General features: G+C 68.0%; 17 protein-coding genes. 9 read left to right on the top strand and 8 right to left on the bottom strand.

Annotated elements, in window-relative coordinates:
• Positions 1-441, bottom strand: a complete 441-nt coding sequence (locus DIE23_RS06015) for a copper chaperone PCu(A)C (RefSeq protein ID WP_124611277.1) — start codon at positions 439-441, stop codon at positions 1-3.
• Positions 442-456: 15 nt separating this feature from the next.
• Positions 457-1104, bottom strand: coding sequence for an SCO family protein (locus tag DIE23_RS06010; RefSeq protein ID WP_124611276.1), 648 nt, complete (start codon positions 1102-1104; stop codon positions 457-459).
• Between the two features lie 286 nt (positions 1105-1390).
• On the opposite strand from DIE23_RS06010, the gene otsB reads away from it, so the two are divergent.
• Both otsB and otsA read left to right on the top strand, forming a co-directional pair.
• Positions 1391-2143 carry a trehalose-phosphatase gene (gene otsB / locus DIE23_RS06005; RefSeq protein WP_124611275.1) on the top strand — a complete coding sequence of 251 codons (753 nt, stop codon included), beginning with the start codon at positions 1391-1393 and terminating at the stop codon, positions 2141-2143.
• Positions 2140-3522: an alpha,alpha-trehalose-phosphate synthase (UDP-forming) gene (otsA, locus tag DIE23_RS06000; protein WP_124611274.1), complete on the top strand. Its 1383-nt coding sequence runs from the start codon at positions 2140-2142 to the stop codon at positions 3520-3522. The genes otsB and otsA overlap by 4 nt, the downstream gene beginning before the upstream one ends.
• 94 nt (positions 3523-3616) lie before the next feature.
• On the opposite strand, the gene DIE23_RS05995 is transcribed toward otsA, so the two are convergent.
• Complete coding sequence (locus tag DIE23_RS05995) at positions 3617-5446, bottom strand: ABC transporter ATP-binding protein (protein ID WP_124611273.1); 1830 nt, start codon at positions 5444-5446, stop codon at positions 3617-3619.
• 565 nt (positions 5447-6011) lie between these two features.
• On the opposite strand from DIE23_RS05995, the gene DIE23_RS05990 reads away from it, so the two are divergent.
• From DIE23_RS05990 to DIE23_RS05975, 3 genes are all read left to right on the top strand, one after another.
• Positions 6012-7076, top strand: a complete 1065-nt coding sequence (locus DIE23_RS05990; protein WP_124611272.1) for a glycosyltransferase family 4 protein — start codon at positions 6012-6014, stop codon at positions 7074-7076.
• Positions 7077-7312: 236 nt separating this feature from the next.
• Positions 7313-8116: a hypothetical protein gene (locus DIE23_RS05980; RefSeq protein ID WP_124611270.1), complete on the top strand. Its 804-nt coding sequence runs from the start codon at positions 7313-7315 to the stop codon at positions 8114-8116.
• Positions 8117-8153: 37 nt separating this feature from the next.
• A complete protein-coding gene (locus DIE23_RS05975; RefSeq protein WP_124611269.1) occupies positions 8154-8618 on the top strand; it encodes a DUF2214 family protein in 465 nt (154 codons plus the stop codon).
• A gap of 260 nt (positions 8619-8878) precedes the next feature.
• Here the strand turns inward: DIE23_RS05975 and gudD are convergent, their stop codons facing one another.
• Positions 8879-10231, bottom strand: a complete 1353-nt coding sequence (gene gudD / locus DIE23_RS05970; RefSeq protein WP_124611268.1) for a glucarate dehydratase — start codon at positions 10229-10231, stop codon at positions 8879-8881.
• Positions 10232-10656: 425 nt separating this feature from the next.
• On the opposite strand from gudD, the gene DIE23_RS05960 reads away from it, so the two are divergent.
• On the top strand, positions 10657-11418 hold the full coding sequence (locus tag DIE23_RS05960; RefSeq protein WP_124611266.1) for a FadR/GntR family transcriptional regulator: 762 nt from the start codon (positions 10657-10659) through the stop codon (positions 11416-11418).
• Between the two features lie 216 nt (positions 11419-11634).
• On the opposite strand, the gene DIE23_RS05955 is transcribed toward DIE23_RS05960, so the two are convergent.
• The 3 genes from DIE23_RS05955 to pdxY form a co-directional block, all read right to left on the bottom strand.
• Positions 11635-12783, bottom strand: coding sequence for a branched-chain amino acid ABC transporter substrate-binding protein (locus DIE23_RS05955; RefSeq protein ID WP_124611265.1), 1149 nt, complete (start codon positions 12781-12783; stop codon positions 11635-11637).
• A 356-nt stretch (positions 12784-13139) separates the two neighbouring features.
• The gene (locus DIE23_RS05945) at positions 13140-15284 is read right to left on the bottom strand and encodes a phosphocholine-specific phospholipase C (RefSeq protein ID WP_124611264.1); all 2145 of its coding nucleotides are present in this window, start codon (positions 15282-15284) and stop codon (positions 13140-13142) included.
• A 284-nt stretch (positions 15285-15568) separates the two neighbouring features.
• On the bottom strand, positions 15569-16429 hold the full coding sequence (gene pdxY, locus DIE23_RS05940; RefSeq protein ID WP_124611263.1) for a pyridoxal kinase PdxY: 861 nt from the start codon (positions 16427-16429) through the stop codon (positions 15569-15571).
• A gap of 174 nt (positions 16430-16603) precedes the next feature.
• Here pdxY and DIE23_RS05935 point away from each other — a divergent pair, with 174 nt between their 5' ends.
• Positions 16604-17665 (top strand): alpha/beta fold hydrolase, encoded by a 1062-nt coding sequence (locus DIE23_RS05935; protein WP_124611262.1) that lies wholly within the window; start codon positions 16604-16606, stop codon positions 17663-17665.
• Positions 17666-17708: 43 nt separating this feature from the next.
• On the opposite strand, the gene DIE23_RS05930 is transcribed toward DIE23_RS05935, so the two are convergent.
• On the bottom strand, positions 17709-18707 hold the full coding sequence (locus DIE23_RS05930; RefSeq protein ID WP_124611261.1) for an LLM class flavin-dependent oxidoreductase: 999 nt from the start codon (positions 18705-18707) through the stop codon (positions 17709-17711).
• 640 nt (positions 18708-19347) lie between these two features.
• On the opposite strand from DIE23_RS05930, the gene hpnI reads away from it, so the two are divergent.
• The gene (hpnI, locus tag DIE23_RS05925; protein WP_124611260.1) at positions 19348-20523 is read left to right on the top strand and encodes a bacteriohopanetetrol glucosamine biosynthesis glycosyltransferase HpnI; all 1176 of its coding nucleotides are present in this window, start codon (positions 19348-19350) and stop codon (positions 20521-20523) included.
• Between the two features lie 174 nt (positions 20524-20697).
• Positions 20698-22140 carry a hopanoid biosynthesis associated radical SAM protein HpnJ gene (gene hpnJ, locus DIE23_RS05920; protein ID WP_311767805.1) on the top strand — a complete coding sequence of 481 codons (1443 nt, stop codon included), beginning with the start codon at positions 20698-20700 and terminating at the stop codon, positions 22138-22140.
• Positions 22141-22143: the final 3 nt, after the last annotated feature.

Here is a 22143-nt window from a genome sequence, read left to right as displayed (position 1 = left end):
TCACTTCGCCTGGGCCGGCGACTTCACGGCGAACGGCGTGTCGACCGTCTCGCCGTCGGAGAATTTCAGGCGCAGGCGCACGGTGTCGCCGGGCCTGATCGCGTGCTTCGGTTCCTCGAGCATGAAGTGATAGCCGCCCGGCGCGATGTCGACCTTGCCGCGCGCGGGGATCGTCAGCTTGTCGACCATTTCCATCTTCTGTGTCGAGCCGTTCGACACGGTCTGGTGCAGCATCGCCATCCCGTAGTCGGGGCTGTCGACGTCGACGAGATCGACCGGTTTGTCGCCCGTGTTGACGAGCGTCACGTAGCCGCCCGCGGGCAGCTGGTTCGGCAGCCAGCGCACCCATGCATTCTGCGCGGTGATCGCGCCGGCGGCGTAGGCGTGCGCGCTGGTGCACAGCGCGGCGAGGAGGGCGAACGTCTTGAGGGTCGTCTTCATGTCGGAGTTCGGAATTCAGGAGGGGGTGGAGGCGGTGTCGACGATCCGGCGCACATCGGCGGCGATGGCGTCGGGCGAATCGCGGTCGGTCGCGAGCAGGCGCGCGCGGCCGTTCGCGTCGAAGATGTATACGGCCGAGCTGTGCGTGACTTCGTAGCCACCGGACGGATCGCGTTTCTCCATCTGGTACGCGACGCGATAGCGTTTCGCGAGCGATTCGATCTGGCCGTCGGTGCCGGTCAGGCCGCGTGCGTGCGCGGCGTCGAACGCGGCGACGTACGACTGCATCGCCTGCGGCGTGTCGCGGGCGGGATCGACCGAGACGAACAGGATGCGCACGTCGTGCGCTCGCGGGCCGAGCTTCGAAAGCACTTCCATCAGCCGCGCCATCGTTTCGGGGCAGACGTCCGGACAGTGAGTGTAGCCGAAGTAGACAAGCGCGACGCGGCCGCGAAACGCGTTCGCGTCGACCGGGCGGCCGTCGCCGCCGGTGAGCGTGAACGACAGGTCGGGCAGGTGGCCCGTGACGTTGGTCAGGCGCCAGTTCGGCTCGTCGTGCGTGCACGCGGCGAGCGCGACGGCGGCGGTCAGCGCCGCGGCCGTGCGGACGAAGCGGGTGAGGCTGAAGAAGCGCCGGTGCGGCGCGGGACGGGCAGGCGACATCTTAGGGACTGTTTCCATATGGAACGGTCGCCGGCCGGCGCGGCGCCATGCGTCGCGCGGCCGGCGGTTGCCGACTGTAGCGCAATTCCCGCGCCCGCGTCCTTTCGAAACCCGTACGGCATGGGCGAGCGGGGCAATATGTCGCAGTTGACGCGGCGGGGCGGCGAGTGGCCCGCACTGCGCCAGTTTCGCCCATCTCGATACGCAGGCGCGGTAAGATGCGCACAATTCCATTCTCGCAGCGGCGGCCCCGCGTTTGCAGGCCGCTCCTCAGCCTATCGAATCGATGCAATCCGTTCCGGCTTCCCTGTCCCTGACCGATACCGCGTTCTTTTTCGACTTCGACGGCACGCTCGTCGAGCTGGCGCCGACGCCCGACAGCATTCACGTGCCGCCGTCGCTGCTGACGCTGCTCGATGAACTGCGGCGCCGCTCGCACGGCGCGGTCGCCGTCGTGTCGGGCCGCGGCATCGACAACATCGACACGTTCCTGAACATGCCGGACTTGCCGATCGCGGGTCTGCACGGCGCCGAACGTCGCGACGCGAACGGCGACACGCAGCGCATCGGCTTCAACGACGAGCGGCTGCTGCGCATCGAGCGCGAGCTCGCGTCCGTCGTCGACCGTCATCCGGGCATGCTGCTCGAAATCAAGGGTGCGGCCGTCGCGCTGCACTACCGCAACGCACCCGAGCGCGAACCGGTCGCGCGCGCAGCCGCCGAGCGCCTCGTCGCCGAATATGCGGATGCCTACGTGCTGCAGCCCGGCAAGATGGTGTTCGAGATCAAGCCGAAGGGCGTCGACAAGGGGCGCGCACTGGCCGCGTTCCTCGACGAGCCGCCGTTCGCGGGCCGAGTGCCGCTGTTCGCGGGCGACGATCTGACCGACGAGAAGGGCTTCGCGGTGGTCAACGCGCGCGGCGGCCTGTCGATCAAGGTCGGCGCGGGCGAGACGTCGGCCCGCACGCGGCTCGACTCGGTCGACGCGCTGCACGCGCAGATCGCCCGCTGGCTTGGTGCGGAGCAGACGGGCGCATGAGTCGACTCATCATCGTTTCGAACCGCGTCGCCCCGATTTCGGAAGGCGAGCCGGCGGCGGGCGGCCTCGCGATCGGCGTCTACGATGCGCTGAAGGAGACGGGCGGCATGTGGTTCGGCTGGAGCGGCGAGGTGGTCGCGTCCGGTGCGCCGCAGCCGCAGATCCGCATCGAGGAGCGCGGCCCCGTGACGTTCGCGACCGTCGGGCTGTCGCGCCGCGATTACGACCAGTACTACCGCGGTTTCTCGAACGCGACGCTGTGGCCCGCGTTCCATTACCGCGCGGACCTGATCCAGTACGACCGCCACGAGTTCGACGGCTACAGCCGCGTGAACGTCTGGCTCGCGCAGCAGCTCGTGCCGCTGCTGCAGGACGACGACGTGATCTGGGTGCACGACTATCACCTGATCCCGTTCGCGCGTGCGCTGCGTGCGGCCGGCGTGAAGAACCGCATCGGCTTTTTCCTGCACATTCCGTTTCCGGCCGCGCAGGTGCTGGTCAACGTGCCGCCGCATCGCGAGCTCGTCGAGTCGCTGTGCGCGTTCGACCTGCTCGGCTTCCAGACAGAGCCGGACCTGCGCGCGTTCTGCGACTACATCGAGTTCGAGGCCGGCGGCGAAGTGGCGCGCGAAGGGCACACGGTGCGCGTGAGCGCGTTCGGCAACACGCTGCGCGCGGCCGCCTATCCGATCGGCGTGTATCCGGACGAGATCGCGTCGCTCGCGCAGGCGGGCGAGAACGGCAAGGCCGCGCGCATGGCCACGTCGCTGCGCGGGCGCCAACTGATCATGAGCGTCGACCGGCTCGATTATTCGAAGGGGCTCGTCGAGCGGTTCCGCGCGTTCGAGAAGCTGCTGGAGCACCAGACCTCGATCCGCAACCGCGTGTCGTTCCTGCAGATCGCGCCGTCGACGCGCGCCGACCTGCGCGCGTACCAGGATATCCGCCTGCAGCTCGAAGCGGAGTCGGGGCGCATCAACGGCCGCTATGCGGAGCTCGACTGGGCGCCGATCCTCTACATTCACCGCCAGTACGACCGGCAGGTGCTCGCCGCGCTGTATCGCCTCGCGCGCGTCGGCTTCGTGACGCCACTGCGCGACGGGATGAACCTCGTCGCGAAGGAGTATGTGTCCGCGCAGAATCCGGACGATCCGGGCGTGCTGGTGTTGTCGCGCTTCGCGGGGGCGGCACGCGAGCTGACGGGCGCGCTGATCGTCAATCCGATCGACATCGACGGGATGGCCGATGCGCTGTCGCAGGCGCTGACGATGCCGCTCGCCGAGCGGCGCGCGCGTTATGCGGACATGATCGCGCAGCTGCGGGAGAACAACGTGTCGGTGTGGCGCGACAACTTCCTGCGCGACCTGCAGCGCGTGTAACCCCCGCGCTGCGCGGCGGAGGTCGCGCGATGCCATGAAAAAAGCCGCCGTGCGTGAAGCACGGCGGCTTTTTTATCTGCAGCGTGCCTTGGCGTCAGGCCGCGCGTTCGCCGGTCGGCGTGGTGCCGTCGGGCGCGTGATGGCGGCCGTGCTGCTTCGCGAGCAGGTCGCGGTACAGGCCCGGACGGTTGCGCAGCACGTCGGGGCTGCCGTCGTCGATCACCTTGCCGTTGCTCATCACGATGATCCGGTCGAAGTTGCGCAGCGTCGACAGCCGGTGCGCGATCGCGATCACCGTGCGGCCGACCATCAGGCGGTCGAGCGCGCTCTGGATCGCTTCCTCGGATGCGCTGTCGAGTGCGGACGTCGCTTCGTCGAGCAGCAGGATCGGCGCGTCCTTCAGGATCGCGCGCGCGATCGCGATGCGTTGGCGCTGGCCGCCCGACAGCTTCACGCCGCGGTCGCCGACGATCGTGTCGAAGCCTTCCGGCATCGCCTCGATGAACTCGGAGCAGCGGGCGTCGCGCGCGGCGGCGAGCACTTCCTCGCGGGTCGCCTCGGGGCGGCCGTACGCGATGTTGTCGTAGATGGTCCGGTGCAGCAGCGAGATGTCCTGCGGCACGAGCGCGATCGCATGGCGCAGGCTGTCCTGCGTGATCGCCTTCACGTCCTGGCCGTCGACCTTCACGGCGCCGTCCTGCGTGTCGTAGAAACGCTGCAGCAGCGCGAGCACGGTCGACTTGCCGGCGCCCGACTTGCCGATCAGGCCGACGCGCTGGCCCGGTTCGATACGGAGGTCGAAGTGGTCGAGGATCGCGCGGCGGTGCGGATACGCGAACGTCACGCGTTCGAAATCGACGCGCCCGCCCTTGGCCGACAGCGGTTGTGCGTCGGAGCTGTCCGGCATCCCGTGCGGCTCGAGCAGCGTCTTCACGGCTTCGGACAGGCGTGCCACGTGCTGCGTGACGTCGACGAGGGCGACCGCCAGATCGCGCGTGCCGTGCAGGATCGTGAAGCCCAGCGAGCTGACGAGCACGATGTCGCCGGAGGTCGCGCGGCCCTGGTCCCACAGCCACAGCGCCCAGCCGAGCAGGCCGGCGGACAGCATCGCGGTGATCACCGCGTGCAGCAGGCGCAGCTTCTCGAGATAGAGCAGGCTTTGCTGGCGCGCGTCCATCTCGGCCTTCACCGTCGCGCCGAAGCGTTTCTGTTCGCGCAGCGTCATTCCGAACGCGCGCACGAGGCCCATGTTGCCGATCACGTCGACGAGCTCGCCGTCGACCGCGGCGGCCTTCGACGCGAACGCATGATGGCGCGCGGAGCCGCGCCCGGCGAGCTTGAACAGCACGACGGACAGCACGGCCGAACAGCCGAGCAGGCCGGCGGCCATCAGCGGGTTCACGACGATGATCATCAGGATCGCGCCCATCACCGCGATGCACGGCGGCAGCACGTTCCACGCCATCGTGTTCTCGGACGTATAGACGGCGTTCGACGTGGCGGTGATGCGGCTCGCGAGCGTGCCCGGTTGCTTTTCCGAGTAGTAGGTCGGCGAATGGCCGATCAGGTACTGGAACAGGTCGCGCCGCAGGTCGCCGGTGACCGCGACGAACGTGTGCGCGGCGACCCAGCCGCCGACGCGCCACAGCAGGTTGTCGGCCGCGATCAGCCCGACGAGCAGCGCGAACGCGCTCCACAGCGGGCCTGGATGATGGCGCCCGGTCGCGAGCACGTCGATCAGGTGCTTGATCGCGTATTGCGAGCCGAGCGCGCAGCCGACGGCGGCCAGCACGCTGCAGAGCACGACCAGGTGCGCGACGGGATGCAGACGGATGTAGCGGAACAGGAACGCGATCGGCCGATGCGCGTAGCTCGACAGCTTCGCGTTGTGGGCGTTGCGCTGGGCAGGGGTGAGAGATTCCAAAATATGCGTGCGGTGATTCGGTGATTGAGCGGATCGGCTGGATCGCAGCCCACGGTCGCCCGGACTGAATAATCCGGCATTGTAAACAAGGCCGTGCATTGCGCTGCGCGAATCTTGCCTTGGTCAGGGGCGCGCGATCAATTTTGAGATAAAATCCGGCATCCGTCCTGCCGCATGCGCCGGAATCGCACGATGCCGGCAGTGGCGGGATGACTCGGAACGCCAAAAGGGCCTTCCACTCTAGAACGGACACCCAAGTCCGCGGGTTGCAAAGTGTTGCGCCTTTGTAACAAAGTAAATTGTTTGAAATGTTGTGCGCCGTATCGGGATTAACCCTAGATAATCGGCTCCGGGTTCGATTCCAGGTTTTTTACGAACCCCTGTCAACGGGTCTTCGTTTCAAACGTTCTATGCCTGTCGCGTCGCCGACGCTCCTTGAGCAGCGCGGGTTCGACGCCCCCGGCAGGCTGATTCGTCCGATCTTCGGACGAAATGCATCCAGCCCGGACCGCCGGCAGGTTGCCGACCCACACCTGGTTTTTAGCCGATTTTTTAGGAGTTACGCATGCGAATCGCCCAAATCGCTCCGTTGCACGAAGCGGTGCCCCCGAAACTGTACGGTGGTACTGAGCGAGTGGTGTCCTACCTCACCGAAGCACTTGTCGAGATGGGGCATGACGTCACGCTCTTCGCGAGCGGCGATTCGCAAACGTCGGCGAAGCTCGAAGCGTGCTGGCCGCAGGCGCTGCGCCTCGACCCGACGATCCGCGACGTGATGGCGCCGCACATGCTGCTCCTCGAGCAGGTGCGCCGCCGCGCGGAAGAGTTCGACGTCCTGCACTGCCACATCGACTATTACCCGTTCTCGCTGTTCTCGCGCCAGCCGGTTCCGCATCTGACGACGATGCACGGCCGTCTCGACCTGCCGGAACTGCAGCCGATCTTCAACGCGTTCAGCGACGTGCCGGTCGTGTCGATCTCCGACAACCAGCGCATCCCGCTGCCGCAGGCGAACTGGCTGTCGACCGTATACCACGGCCTGCCGGAAAACCTGCTGACCCCGATCCCGAACGTGAAGCCGAGCTACCTCGCGTTCCTCGGCCGCATCTCGCCGGAGAAGCGCGTCGACACCGCGATCCGCATCGCCGAGCAGGCCGGCATGCCGATCAAGATCGCCGCGAAGCTCGACAAGGCTGACCGCGCGTACTACGAAGAGAAGATCAAGCCGCTGTTCGCGCTGCCGCACGTCGAGTACATCGGCGAAATCAGCGAGTCGGAAAAGACCGAATTCCTGGGCAACGCGCACGCGCTGCTGTTCCCGATCGACTGGCCGGAGCCGTTCGGCCTGGTGATGATCGAGGCGATGGCCTGCGGCACGCCGGTGATCGCGTTCAAGCGCGGTTCGGTGCCGGAAGTGATCGAGAACGGCGTGTCGGGCTTCGTCGTCGAAGACGAACTGTCGGCCGTCGCGGCGCTCAAGCGCCTCGATACGCTGCCGCGCGAGAAGGTGCGCGCCGCGTTCGAAGCACGTTTCTCGTCGAAGGTGATGGCGCAGAACTACGTGAAGGGCTACGAGGAACTGCTGCGCCAGAAGCGCCGCACGGTGCTGCGCGAAGTCAACGCAGGCTGATGCCGGGCCGCCGGCCGCACTGCGGCTGAGGCCGTCATCGACGCCCCGTCCGGGTCCCCGGCGGGGCGTTGTCACATCTGCGGCGCGGATCTGTTGTATTCTCGCCGCGCCCGGCGCCGCGAACGGCCCCGGAAGCGGTCCGGCACGCCATCCGGCCGTCTGTCCAGACGGTAATGTCCCTATAATGGCCGTGCCGTGAAATCCGACCCCGCACGAACATCGAGAGGAGAGCAGTCTTGGCGAGAACGAAAACCACGCGCGCAGCGCCGGCCCCCGGCGCCGGCGTGATCTTCGCATTGCGCGCGATCGGTCTCGTGCTGCTCGCGCGCTGGCTGTTCTCGATGTCCCAGATGGGCTATCGCGCGTCGCTGTCGGCGATGGTGTCGTCGCCCTGGGCGTTCGTCTATCTCGTGCTGATCTTCCTGCTGCTCGCGCTGCCGGGCGCCGTCGCGCGCGCCGAGCGGCCGTTCCATCCGCTGCCGCAGTGGCTGCGCCAGGCGCTGCGGGTCTTCGCGCTGATCGGTTTCCTGTTCGCCGTGTGGTCGATCGGCGCGTTCGCGTGGGCGGCCGGCTGGCGCCGTGCGCTGCACGCGGTGACGGCGACCAACGGCTGGCTCGTCGCCGCGCCGGCGCTGTATGCGGCGATCGTGTGGATGTGCCGCCCGCGGCCGTTGTGGCGCACCAACGTGGCCGCGCGCCGCTTCGCGGTCGGCCGCTACGCGATCTCGCTCGACACGCTCACGCGTACCGCGATCGTCTGGATGGAGAGCCGCAAGGTCGGCCAGTATGACGCGCGCGAACTGTCGGTGCGCTGGCCCGGACGGGTCGTCGCGCCCGCCGCGGGCGAGCAGGAAGCGCGGCCGGCCGTCGTGCCGCCGCGTCGCGGCAGCCTGTTCCGGCGGCCGAAGGTGGAACTGTTGTGGGATTCGCCGGCGGCCGTCGGCCATAACCGGCAGATCGTGATGCGCGCGCCGCTCGCGACCGAGGGCGATCGCGTCGCGGTGCTCGCGCTCGACGCGGCGCTCAAGCAGATCGTCTGACAAGGCCTGCGCGTCGCGCGGGCGACAAGGAGGCGCAATGATCGTCCGCTGGTTGCTGGCAGCCGTTCACCTGATGGCATTCGGCGTCGCGTTCGCCGCGATCGCGGGGCGCAACCGTGCGCTGCGCCGGGTCATCGCGTCGGCGCAGGCCGCCGACCTGCCCGGCGTGTTCAAGGCCGACGCGGCCTGGGGGTTGTCCGCGCTGGTGCTGATCGCGACGGGGCTCACGCGTGCATTCGGCGGCTTCGAGAAAGGCTCGGCGTATTACCTTCATGAGCCGCTCTTTCACCTCAAGATGACCGCGCTCGTACTGATCCTGCTGCTCGAGATCGTGCCGATGCTCGGGTTGATCCGCTGGCGCATCGCCGCACGGCAACAGCAGATGCCCGATCTGGGCCGTGCACGGACCTACGTGCGGATCGGCCACTGGCAGGCCTTGCTCGTGATGGTCATCGTGTTTGCCGCGTCGGGGATGGCGCGGGGGATTGGGCTGGCCGGGTAGGTGCGGCCGGCTAGGCGTGGCCGGCTCGGTCTGGCCGGGTACGTGTGACCGGTCGCACTTGGCGGGACGGGTTTGACCGGCTGACTGCGCCGGGTCGTGGTCCCGGGCCCGGGCCCGGTTCGACCGCGACCGGCCGGCGCCGCTCAGCCGGATTCCGTTTCCCGCCAGCAGCCTTTCCCGTGCGGCCCCCACCGATGCGTGGGCGAACCCGGCGCATTTCCTTCTGACCGGGCGGACCCGCCGCCCGGTTCGTCCCGCGCTCAGCGCACGAGGCAGGGGCGCTTGTTGTTGAACGTCCACCCCGGAATCAGATACTGCATCGCGGCCGCATCGTCGCGCGCGCCGAGCCCGTGCTGCTTGTACAACTCGTGCGCGACAGCGACCGCATCCATGTCGATGTCGATGCCGAGACCCGGACGCTTCGGCACTTCCACGAGCCCGTTCTCGATCTTCAGCGGCTCGCGCGTCAGCCGTTCGCCGTCCTGCCAGATCCAGTGCGTGTCGATCGCGGTGACCTGGCCGGGCGCGGCGGCCGCGACGTGCGTGAACATCGCGAGCGATACGTCGAAGTGGTTGTTCGAATGCGAGCCCCACGTGAGGCCCCAGTCGCGGCACATCTGCGCGACGCGCACCGAGCCCTGCATCGTCCAGAAGTGCGGGTCGGCGAGCGGGATGTCGACGGCCTGCAACTGTACCGCGTGGCCCATCTGGCGCCAGTCGGTCGCGATCATGTTGGTCGCCGTCGGCAGCCCGGTCGAGCGGCGGAATTCGGACATCACCTCGCGGCCCGAATAGCCGTTCTCCGCGCCGCACGGATCTTCCGCATACGCGAGCACGTGGTGCAGGTCGCGGCACAGGCGCACGGCCTCGTCGAGCGACCACGCGCCGTTCGGATCGAGCGTCACGCGCGCTTCGGGGAAGCGCTCGGCGAGCGCCGTCACCGCTTCGACCTCACGTGCGCCTTCGAACACGCCGCCCTTCAGCTTGAAGTCGTTGAACCCGTAGCGTGCATGCGCGGCTTCGGCGAGACGCACGACCGCCTCAGGCGTCAGCGCGGCTTCGTCGCGCACGCGGGTCCAGTCGTCGGTCGCGCCGCGGCCGTCGCGATAGGGCAGCGAGGCCTTGGTGCGGTCGCCGACGTAGAACAGGTAGCCGAGCATCTCGACGCGCTCGCGCTGCTGTCCCTCGCCGAGCAGGGCGGCCACGGGCACGCCGAGATGCTGGCCGAGCAGGTCGAGCAACGCCGCTTCGAGCGCGGTGACCGCGTGGATCGTGGTGCGCAGGTCGAAGGTCTGCTGGCCGCGGCCGCTCGCGTCGCGGTCGGCAAAGGTGCGCCGCACGTCGTTGAGCAACGCGTGGTAGTTGCCGACCGGCTGACCGACGACGAGCGCGCGCGCGTCCTCGAGCGTGCGGCGGATGCTTTCGCCGCCCGGCACCTCTCCGACGCCCGTCCGACCCGCGCTGTCTTTCAGGATCACGAGGTTGCGGGTGAAGAACGGGCCGTGCGCGCCGCTCAGGTTGAGCAGCATGCTGTCGTGGCCGGCGACCGGAATGGCTTGCAGGTCGACGATGCGCGGCGTGTCGTGGGAAGGCGAGGCAGTGACGGCGTTCATGGCGGCGATGGCAGAAGAGTGGGCAATGCCGTGCGGCAAAATCTTTGCCGCGCGCGGCGGGAGGTGCGATCATTCGACAACCGACGTGCGCGGCGCGCAAGCCCCGCATATCGACAGCAACCCGAAAGGGTGGGGGCGACCCGCTCGATGCCGGTGTCGCGGTGGACCGGAGCAAGCGCGGATGCGCGCTTCGATCGGCCGCGAAACCGGGCGCCGGCAGCCGCGCAGATGCGCGAATGCCGGCCGATCGCGAACCACGGGACCCGGCAGGCGCTGGTGCGCCGGCCTCGGTCGACAGGAGATCCGTGTCGCGATCATCAGTCGTCGGATGACTTGTGACGCAGTATAATGAATCATCGGCGTTCGCTCAAACCCCGCGTAAACCCTCGGCTCACATTACGATCATTCAAAAAGGAACCGGCCTCATGTCCGTGCCCACGCTTCCCGCAGCGCCGCGCCGTCGCGCACGCAGCCTCGCACAAGATGTCGTCGACGCGCTGACCGCGCAGATCGAAAACGGCACGCTGCGTCCCGGCGACAAGCTGCCGACCGAAACCGAAGTCATGGCGGCGCAGGGCGTCAGCCGCACGGTCGTGCGCGAAGCGATCTCGCGGATGCAGGCGAGCGGCCTCATCGAGACGCGCCACGGCATCGGCAGCTTCGTGCTCGAACCGTCGCGCCGCCGGACGCTCGGCATCGATCCCGCGACGATCACGACGCTGCGCGACGTGCTCGCGGTGCTGGAACTGCGCATCAGCCTCGAAAGCGAGTGCGCGAGCCTCGCCGCGCAGCGTGCGAACGATACCGACCTCGCCGCGCTGCGGCGCGCGCTCGACGCGATCGCGTCAGGGGCGGGTGGCGGCCGCGACACGGCGCAGCTCGATTTCCAGTTCCACCTGCAGATCGCGCAGTCCACCGGCAACCGTTATTTCGTCGACATCATGACGCAGCTCGGCGCGTCGATCATTCCGCGCACGCGCGTGAATTCGGCGCGCTTCGCCGGCGACGATCTCGAGCGCTATGTCGGCCGGCTCAATCACGAGCACGAGGATATTTACGAGGCGATCGCGCGTCACGACCCGGAAGCCGCGCGTGCCGCGATGCGCACGCATCTGACCAACAGCCGCGAGCGGCTGCGCCGCGCGCACGAGGCGGCCGAGGCGGAACGCGACACGCAGGCCCACTGACGCGTGGCCGCTGACACGGCCCGCGTATCGCCGCGGGTCGTGACGAACATCGGCTCAACATCAGTCATCGTATGAGGTTGGCGCGATTGCGCCGGTCGCTTCGCTGCCGGCGGCGTTCGCCGGTACCCGCATCGTGCGACGGGAGGCGGTGCGGCGTTCCCGCCGTCGTCCGCGCTCCCGGGCAGCCCGGCTACCCGGACCGCCAGCCCCGCCCGATCAGCCCCCCTTCGTCACGATGGTCTTCCACGCGCCGCTCTTCACCTGGTACAGCGTCGACATCCCGCTCTTCAGCGAGCCGTCGTTCGCGAACGAGATGCGGCCGGTGACGCCTTCGAAGTCGACCTTTTTCAGCACCGGGCGATAGACCTTCGGATCAGTCGAGTTGGCCGCCTGCATCGCCTTGATCGCCGCCCACGCCGCGTCGTAGCCGAACTGCGCGTACGACAGCACGTCGACGCCGAAGCGCTTCTTGAACCGCTGCTCGAAATCCTTGCCCTGCGGCAGTTCGTCGAGCGGCCGTCCGTATTCCCACGCCATCGCGCCTTCCGCGGCCGGGCCGGCGATCTTGATGAACTCGTTGTCCTTCACGCCGCCGCCGCCGACGAACTGCGCGTTCAGCCCGAGCTGGCGCATCTGCTTGATGAAGTTCGCGGCGAGCGAATCGAGGCCACCGAAGAAGATCAGGTCGGGGTTCTTGCCCTTCAGGCTCGTGATCTGCGCGCGGAAGTCGACCGCCTGGTTGCTGGTGAACTCGCGGCCAATGATGTTGCCGCCGGCCGCCTTAACGGCCTTCTCGAACTCGTCCGCCTCACCCTGGCCGAACGCGGTGCGGTCGTCGATGATCGCGATGCGCTTCGCCTTGGTCACGTCGACCGCGTACTTGCCCGCGTTGCCCGCGTTCTGGCCGTCGGTCGCGATCACCATGAACATGTTCGCGAGTCCGCGCGACGTGAGCGTCGGGTTGGTCGCGGCAGGGTCGATCACCGGGATGCCGGACTTGTCGTAGACCACCGACGCCGGAATCGTCGTGCCCGAGTTGAAGTGGCCGACCACCACCGCCACGTTCTGGTCGACGAGCGCCTGCGCAGCCTGCACGCCGATGCGCGGATCGGCCTGGTCGTCCTGCACGACGAGGTCGAAGTGTGCAGGCTTGCCGGCGATCTGCACCTTCTGCGCGGCGGCGTCGTCGAGCGCGAGCTGCACGCCGTTCTGAAGATCCTTGCCGTAGCCGGCGTTCACGCCGGTGAGCGGCGCGGCGAAGCCGACCTTCACGTCGGTCGCGTCGGCGGCCTGGGCGGCGTGTTGCGAGAGGAGGGTTACCGCGGATACGACCGATACCGACAACAGGGAATGACGGAATTTCATGTTCGTTCCTCTTGTTCTAACCAGCGAGTGGGTACCGCACGCAGCCAGCGGGCCGGATGCGTGCGACGGGTGGGCGGTTCGACCGCTTCTCGGAATCGGGCGGGGAGGTCGGCATGCTGATGATTCCCGGAAGAATCTCCCGTCAGGCTCGGCGAGGAGCCCCGATCGCCTCGATTTATAGGTCGCCGATATGCGCGGGTCTTGGCAATTTGCCGCGCAATCTGTGCGGATTTGCGCATAGCTTCCGCGTGCGCGCGGGCAGCCGGTATCGGGAGTTTCCCGTCACGAATGGACGGGAGGCAGGTGCGGGTGGACGGGCGGCGCGGCCCGCCGGGGCCGCGCCGCGTGCGCCGTCGTCAGTCGGACAGGGCGTCCGACGCGGCTTCGGCGTCGTCATGCGACGCGCTCGTGCGGATCGCCGGGTCGCTCGTGCTCGGTCGGCCGGTCTCGACGTGGCCCGCGAAACGACGCAGGAAGCCGAGCAGGCGGCCGTCGCTGACGGTCAGGTCGTACCAGCCGTGGCTGCCGCGCAGATCCCAGTAGTCGTCGACGTGCGCGCCCGGCGCGAGGTCGAACGTGCGCGCGCCGCCGTGGCCGTACGCGTTCGTCACCTTGAGCCGCACGGCCTTGTGGCCGCGGTTCATCAGTCGCAGCGTGATGTTGCCGTTCGCGACGTCGTAGCCGTAGATCACCTCGGGGTTCACGTTCGCGCTGCCGGCGCCGGTTGCGATCGGGCTGCGGAAATGGCAGTAGAAGCCGTTCGGGCCGTACACGTCGAGGTCGTACAGGCCGAGCGACGCCGCGGCGCTCCACGTATCGGCGACCCGCTTGCCGGCCTCGACCGTGTACGCCCACGGGCCGTCGAGACGATTGCGCGACTGTACCTGGAATGCCGCGCCCGCGCGGCCGGTGTTCGCGAAGGTCAGCCGGAACTGGCCGTTCGCGGCTTCGACGCGGCCGTGCACGAACAGCTCGTACGGCAGCGCGCGTGCCGGACGCAACCCGGCCTCCTGTTTCGGCAGCTTCTGCAGCACCGGCGGCACCGGGATGTAGTCGGGGTGCCGCAGCCGGTCGGGCGGCGCATAGCCGGTCGTGTCGGGCAGCGTCGGCCAGGCGGTGTCGGCGGTCGCGAAGTCGAACGCCGACGTCAGGTCGCCGCACACCGTACGGCGCCACGGCGACACGTTGGCGGCCGTCACCGGGTACTGCGCGCCGAACCGCGCTTCGATGAATTGCAGCAGCGACGTGTGATCGAAGGTCTGCGAGCAGAGCCAGCCGCCCTTGGTCCACGGCGACACCACCAGCATCGGCACGCGCGGCCCGAGCCCGTACGGGCCGGCCATGTGCGACGCGTCGCCGGCGAATACCTCGTTGGTCGTCGCGACCGTCGACAGCCCGTTGTCGCGCGACTGCGGCGCGAACGGCGGCGGTACGTGGTCGAAGAAGCCGTCGTTCTCGTCGTAGGTGATGAAGAGCGCGGTCTTGCTCCACACGTCCGGATTCGACACGAGCACCTTCAGCACCTGCTCGATGTACCACGCGCCGTAGTTCGCCGGCCAGTTCGGGTGCTCCGAGTACGCTTCCGGCGCGCAGATCCACGACACCTGCGGCAGCGTGCCGTTCTTCACGTCCTGCTGCAGCACGTCGAACAGCGTGCCGCCGGCGCTGATGTTGGTGCCGGTGCGCGCCTTGTCATACAGCGGCGTGCCGGGCAGCGCGCTGCGGTACTGGTTGAAGTAGAGCAGTGCGTTGTCACCGTAGTTGCCGATGTACGGGTTCTGTGTCCAGCCCCACGAGCCGTTCGCGTCGAGCCCCGTGCCGACGTCCTGGTAGATTTTCCACGACACGCCGGCCTGCTCGAGCACTTCCGGATAGGTCGTCCAGCCGTAGCCCTTTTCCTCGTTGCCGAGCACCGGGCCGCCGCCCGTGCCGTCGTTACCGACGTAGCCGGTCCACATGTAGTAGCGGTTCGGATCGGTCGAGCTCGGGATCGCGCAGTGGTACGCGTCGCAGATCGTGAACGCGTCGGCGAGCTGATAGTGGAACGGGATGTCGTCGCGCTTCAGATACGCCATCGTCGTGGTGCCCTTGTTCGGCACCCACTGGTCGTAGCGGCCCTTGTTCCACGCGGCGTGCATGTCCTGCCAGCCGTGCGGCAGGTCCTGCAGGAACTGCAGGCCGAGCTTGTCGGCGCCGGGGTGGAACGGCAGCAGTTCGGCCGGGCCGACCGGCTGGTGGAACACCGACTTGCCGTTCGCCAGGCGCAGCGGGCGCGGGTCACCGAAGCCGCGGACACCGCGCATCGTGCCGAAGTAATGGTCGAACGAGCGATTCTCCTGCATCAGGATCACGATGTGTTCGATATCGCGGATCGTGCCGGTACGGCGGTTCGCGGGAATGGCGAGCGCATCGCGGATCACGGGCGGGAACAGGTTCAGCGCGGCGGCGCCGGCGGTGCCGGCGGCGACGCGCAGGAAGTCACGACGGTTCGATCGGGTCATGGTCGTTATCGTGCGGTAAAAGGGGGGAGCCGATTGGCGGGACATGCGGGAAAAAACGGACGCGTCCGGGGCGCAGGATGCGGCTGCGCCGGTCGTGCCGCCGCGAGCATAGCGAGGATTCGGTGTCATTCATGTGAAGTCCGGAAACGTTTGCACGTGCGGGCGGACAGGATTCGGACGGCGTGGCGCCGGTGGTCGGGCCGTGGGGAGAGAAGCGAAGGGGCAGTGGGGCGGCGCGTGGAATGCCGGAGAAGCAGGGGGGATGCGAGGCGGTGCGGGGCGCGTCAGGCGTCGGTGACCCACGCGCCGAACCATTCGCTCGGTCGCGCGATTTCGTCCTGCGCGGCGACGAGTTCGAGCTCGTAGCGGCGCGCGTCGTAGGTCGCCTTCACGACCGCATGCACGGCCGCGAGCGTGTGCTCGAACGCGGCGCGTACCGAGTCGCCGCGCAGCCGGCGCGCGACGAAAATGGCGCTGGTGAGGTCGCCGACGCCGACCGGATGGCGCGGAAACGCATACAGCGGGCGCTGGCCGATCCACGCTTCGGTCTCGGTGACGGCGAGCATGTTGAAGCGGTCGGCCGGACTGTTGCGGTCGTGCAGGTGCTTGACGAGGATGATCTTCGGGCCGCGGCGGATCAGCGCGCGGCAGGCGTCGACGGCTTCGGCGACGCTCTCGATGCGCCGCCCGGCGAGCTTCTGCAGCTCGGTGTGGTTCGGCGACATGCCGTCCGCGAGCGCCGGCATTTCCTGGACGATGAATTCCTCGACGCCGGGCTCGGGCCGGATGCCGCCCGTCTGACCCATCGCCGGATCGCAGAAGTACCATGCGTTCGGGTTCATCGCCTTCACCGAGCGCACGATCTCGACCGTCGCGCGCGCCTGCGCGGGCGAGCCGACGAAGCCGGACAGCACCGCGTCGCAGCGCTTGAGCGCGCCGATCGCGGCGATGCCGTCGACCAGCTGCTCCATCTTCGCGGCGTCGATCGCGCTGCCGGCCCAGTGGCCGTACTGCATGTGATTCGACAGCTGGACGGTGTTGAGCGGCCAGACGTTGACGCCGAGGCGCTGCATCGGGAACACGGCCGCGCTGTTGCCGGCGTGTCCGTAGATGACGTGCGACTGAATGCTGAGGACGTTTTTCATGAGCGTTCGCCTGCAGGCGTTTCAGGGTCACGTCACACGATACCCGAGTTCGTCGCGCGCGCGGAAGTCGCGCGGCCATCGAGTGTTGCGCGCCGTCGTCAGCCCGACCGCGTAGAATCGCGGGGCGCGAAGCCGCCCGGCTGCCCGCGTGCATTTCCCTTTATCGTGATCGCCATGCCTTCGACTTGCAAGATGTTGTCCCTCGCGCGCGCCGCCGTGCTCGGTGCGGGCGTTGCCGCCGCATGCGCGACGTCAGCCGCGGCGGCGGCCCCGGCACCGGCCGGCAACGACGGGCCCGCGTACGGTCCCCGCCTGGAAGGCTTCGCCTATCCGGAGCCGGTGCACCGCTACGCGTTCGTGTCGCAGCGCGAAACCCTCGAGATGATGTACATGGACGTGCAGCCGGCGCATCCGAACGGCCGCACCGTCGTGCTGCTGCACGGGAAGAACTTCTGCGCGGCGACCTGGGAGGACACGATCGGCGTGCTGAGCCGCGCCGGCTATCGCGTGATCGCGCCGGACCAGATCGGCTTCTGCAAGTCGTCGAAGCCCGAGCGCTACCAGTACAGCTTCCAGCAGCTCGCGCGCAACACGCATGCGCTGCTCGAGTCGATCGGCGTGAAATCGGCGACGATCGTCGGCCATTCGACGGGCGGGATGCTCGCGATGCGTTATGCGCTGATGTACCCGAAGGCGACCGACCAGCTCGTGCTGGTGAACCCGATCGGCCTCGAGGACTGGAAGGCGCTCGGCGTGCCGCCGCTGTCGGTCGACTACTGGTATGCACGCGAGCAGAAGACGACGGCGGACGGCATCCGCCGCTACGAGCAGGCGACCTACTACGCGGGCAAGTGGGCGCCGTCCTACGAGCGCTGGGTGCAGATGCTCGCCGGCATGTATCGCGGCCCGGGCCGCGACGCGGTCGCGTGGAACTCCGCGCTGATCTACGACATGATCTTCACGCAGCCGGTGGTCTACGAACTCGGCGCGATCCGCGTGGCGACGCTGCTGCTGATCGGCGACAAGGACACGACCGCGATCGGCAAGGACGTCGCGCCGCCCGACGTGCACGCGAAGCTCGGCCGGTACCCGGAACTCGCGAAACGCACGCAGGCGGCGATTCCCGGCGCGCAGCTCGTCGAATTCCCCGCGCTCGGGCACGCGCCGCAGATCCAGGACCCGGACGCGTTCCACAAGGCGCTGCTCGACGGGATGGAGGCGGCACACTCGCAGTGACGCGCAGGCTGGTGCACCCGCCTGCGCGGGCGTGCCCGTCCGGTCAGCGGGTTTCGTTCGCGAGTTCGTCGCGGATTTGTGCCGCCAGCTCGAACGAGCGCACCCGTGCCGCGTGATCGTAGATCTGCGCGGTGATGATCACCTCGTCCGCGCCCGTCTGCGCGATCCGGTCGCGCAGCTTGTCGCGCACCGTATCGCGTGAGCCGACGGCCGCGAACGAGAGCGCATGCGCGACGTTCGCGAGTTCGAACTCGCTCGCCTCGAGCGCGTCGACGGGCGGCGGCAGCTTGTCCGGCGTGCCGCGGCGCAGGTTGATGAACTGCTGCTGCAGCGACGTGAAGAGGCGCCGCGCGTCGTCGTCGGTATCGGCCGCGAACACGTTGACCCCGACCATCGCATGCGGCTTCGGCCACGCGGCCGACGGCCGGTACTGCGCGCGATAGAGCTCGAGCGCGCGCATCAGGTAGTCCGGCGCGAAGTGCGATGCGAACGCGAACGGCAGCCCAAGCATCGCGGCCAGCTGCGCGCTGAAGAGGCTCGAACCCAGCAGCCACACGGGCACGTCCAGCCCCGCGCCGGGCACCGCGCGCACGCGCTGGCCGGGCACCGGTTCCGCGAAGTAGCGCTGCAGCTCGGCGACGTCGTCCGGAAACGCGTCGGCGCTGCCGATCAGGTCGCGGCGCAGCGCGCGCGACGTGGTCTGGTCGGTGCCGGGTGCGCGGCCGAGCCCGAGGTCGATGCGCCCCGGATACAGCGACGCGAGCGTGCCGAACTGCTCGGCGATGACGAGCGGCGCATGGTTCGGCAGCATGATCCCACCCGAGCCGACGCGGATCGTCTTCGTCGCGCCCGCCACATGACCGATCACGACGGCCGTCGCCGCGCTCGCGATGCCGGGCATGTTGTGATGTTCGGCGAGCCAGTAGCGCCGGTAACCGAGGCGCTCCGCGTGCCGCGCGAGATCGACGGTGTTGCGGAAAGCCTGCGCGGCGTCGGCGCCGGCGGGAATGGGGGCGAGATCGAGAACGGAAAACGGAATCATCGGTTGGCCTTCGAAAGGGAGGGGCGCGGTGATGCGCATGCGCAACAGGTGCCGACGATTTTGCCAAAGGGTTCCGGAACGCGCTGGCGACGCGCGGATACCCATGCGTCTTTCAGGGGCGTAAGGCTGGCTCGGGCAATCGTTGCAAAAATCGATCTAATCACCGAATAATTACCGAACTTTACGGCGATTGGGCGTGTCTCCGCATCGACGTACAAATTTCCACGAAACGTTTGATTTTTAAGACTGCAATACGCCTGCAAAGCGCTTACGCTAACGTGAATGTGGTGGCACCAGAATGGTTCCTCGGTCGCACAGCTTTGCCGAAATCGCACCAGTCCGTTTCGCGAGGTGCCCAAGCGCGGGCTGGCGCGGGCTGCTAAAATCCGGCGCCTGTCCATGTTGTGCCGATGTAGCCATTGGAATCTTCCCGCATCCCGTCCGGGCATCGCGCGAGGATGTGCCACGCGAAGCCGGGCATGGCCGCTTTCGGGGAATGGGCCGTGCCTCCCCATTACACAGACGCTGCTGGAACAAGGAGTCGGGTCGTGCCCGCGTTCGTTGCTGTCGGAATACCCAATCACGTTCAATCCGGTTCGATCGGTCGGCAGGGCGCCCGCGTCGCCGGAGGGCGTCGCGCATGACGCCGACCGTTACGCTGCTCGACTGGCTCCTGACCGTGTTCACGCTGGCCGCGGCCGGCTATGCGCTCGTCGCGGCGTTCGCGCCGCGCCCGCGCACGCCGCGCACCGCCGCGCGCGACGGCTTCGAGCCCGTCAGCGTGCTCAAGCCGCTGTGCGGCGCGGAGCCGCACCTGTACGAGAACCTCGCGACGTTCTGCGAGCAGCGCCACCCGTGCCATGAAGTGCTGTTCGGGGTCGCGTCGGCGGCCGATCCGGCCGTCGCCGTCGTCGAGCGGCTGCGCGCCGACTATCCGGAATGCGACATCACGCTCGTGATCGACGCGCGCGTGCACGGCAAGAACCTGAAGGTCAGCAATCTGATCAATCTCGCCGAACGCGCGAAGTACGGCCGCATCGTGATCGCGGACAGCGACATCGCGGTGAAGCCTGACTATCTGGAGCGTGTCACGGCGCCGCTCGCCGACGCGTCGGTCGGGGTCGTCACGTGCCTGTATCATGCGCGCAGTGTCGGCGGGTTCTGGACGCGGATCGGCGCGCAGTTCGTCGATGCCTGGTTCGCGCCGTCGGTGCGGATCACACACCTCGGCCGCTCGAGCCGCTTCGGCTTCGGCGCGACGCTCGCGCTGACGCGCGACACGCTCGACCGGATCGGCGGTTTTCCCGCGTTGAAGGACGAACTGGCCGACGACTTCTGGCTGGCCGAGCTGCCGCGCCGCCTCGGGCGGCGCACCGTGCTGTCCGAGGTCGAGGTCGCGACCGACGTGATCGAACCGTCGTTCGGGCCGCTCTGGCACCGCGAGACGCGCTGGCTGCGCACGATCCGTTCGCTGAACCCGAGCGGCTTCGCGTTCCTGTTCATCACGTTTACCGCGCCGTGGCTCGCGATCGGCGCGGCGCTCGCGCTGCGTCTCGACGGCACCGTCGCCGGCACGCTGGCGGGTGGCGCGGCCGTCGTGGGCGCGTTCGGGCGGCTCGTGCTGCATGCGCGCGGCGAGGACGGCTGGCGCGCGTTCTGGCGCGACCTGCCGCTCGTCGCGGTACGCGACACGCTGCTCGCGCTCGAATGGCTCGCGGCCGCGTTCGGCACGCACGTCGTGTGGCGCGGCGCGAGGATGACGGTCGTCGGCGGCGAACGCGCGGCGGCGGTGGTGGAAGGCGGGGACGGCCGCTGACGTACTCGATGTACGTCCTCCGGGGAACCGGCCTTGAGCCCGTCCCCGATCGAATCCGGCCCGAGGGCCGAGACGCGCCGCGCGGCAACGCCGCGCGACGCGACATGACAGAGAGGCGGGCGCCGGCAGGGCGGCCCGCGGTTGATTGACTGAATCGTTGAAACGAATCGAACTATGCAGGCTACCGGAGCATTCATGAAAACGCTGTTCTTGCAGGCCCCTTCGTATGACGGCTTCGACGGCGGAGCCGGCTCGCGCTATCAGGCGAAGCGCGAAATCCGTTCCTTCTGGTATCCGACGTGGCTCGCGCAGCCGGCCGCGCTCGTGCCGGGCAGCCGCGTGGTCGACGCGCCGGCCGACGGCCTGTCGGTCGAAGAGACGCTGAAGATCGCCAACGACTACGACCTCGTGATCATCCACACGAGCACGCCGTCGTTCCCGACCGACGCGATGTTCGCGCAGGACCTGAAGAAGATGAAGCCGTCGATGCTGGTCGGCATGGTCGGCGCGAAGGTGATGGTCGATCCGCACAACTCGCTCACGGCGAGCGAGGCAATCGACTTCGTGTGCCGCGAGGAATTCGACTACACCTGCAAGGAAATCGCCGAAGGCAAGCCGTTCCCGCAGATCAAGGGCTTGAGCTGGCGCGCGAAGGACGGCTCGATCGAGCACAACGAAGCGCGTCCGATCCTCGAGAACATGGATGAACTGCCGTTCGTCGCGCCCGTCTACAAGCGCGACCTGAAGATCGACAACTACTTCATCGGCTACCTGAACTATCCGTACGTGTCGATCTACACGGGCCGCGGCTGCAAGTCGCGCTGCACGTTCTGCCTGTGGCCGCAGACGGTCAGCGGCCATCGCTACCGCACGCGCTCGGTCGAGAACGTGCTCGCGGAAGCGAAGTGGATCCGCGACAACATGCCGGAAGTGAAGGAACTGATGTTCGACGACGACACCTTCACCGACGATTTGCCGCGCGCCGAAGCCATCGCCATCGGCCTGGGCAAGCTCGGCATGACGTGGTCGTGCAACGCGAAGGCGAACGTGCCGTACAAGACGCTGAAGGTCATGAAGGAAAACGGGCTGCGCCTGCTGCTGGTCGGCTTCGAATCCGGCGACGACCAGATCCTCGTGAACATCAAGAAGGGCGTGCGCACCGATTTCGCGCGCCGTTTCAGCGCGGACTGCAAGAAGCTCGGCATCAAGATCCACGGCACCTTCATTCTCGGCCTGCCGGGCGAGACGCAGGAAACCATCAAGAAGACGATCGAGTACGCGAAGGAAATCAATCCGCACACGATCCAGGTGTCGCTCGCCGCGCCGTATCCGGGCACGACGCTCTACAAGCAGGCCGTGGAAAACGGCTGGATGGAAGAGAACAAGACCATCAACCTGGTGAGCAAGGAAGGCGTGCAGCTCGCGGCGATCGGCTATGCGCACCTGTCGCGCGACGAGATCTATCACCATCTCGAGCAGTTCTATCGCCAGTTCTACTTCCGTCCGTCGAAGATCTGGGAGATCGTCCGCGAAATGCTGACGAGCTGGGACATGATGAAGCGCCGTCTGCGCGAAGGCGTCGAGTTCTTCCGCTTCCTGCGCGCGCACGAGGCCTGATTC

This window comes from Burkholderia sp. Bp9143 (assembly GCF_003853645.1).
Lineage (GTDB): Bacteria > Pseudomonadota > Gammaproteobacteria > Burkholderiales > Burkholderiaceae > Burkholderia.
Note: the sequence above shows the minus strand (reverse complement) of the source record. Positions and strands in the feature narration are given on the sequence as shown.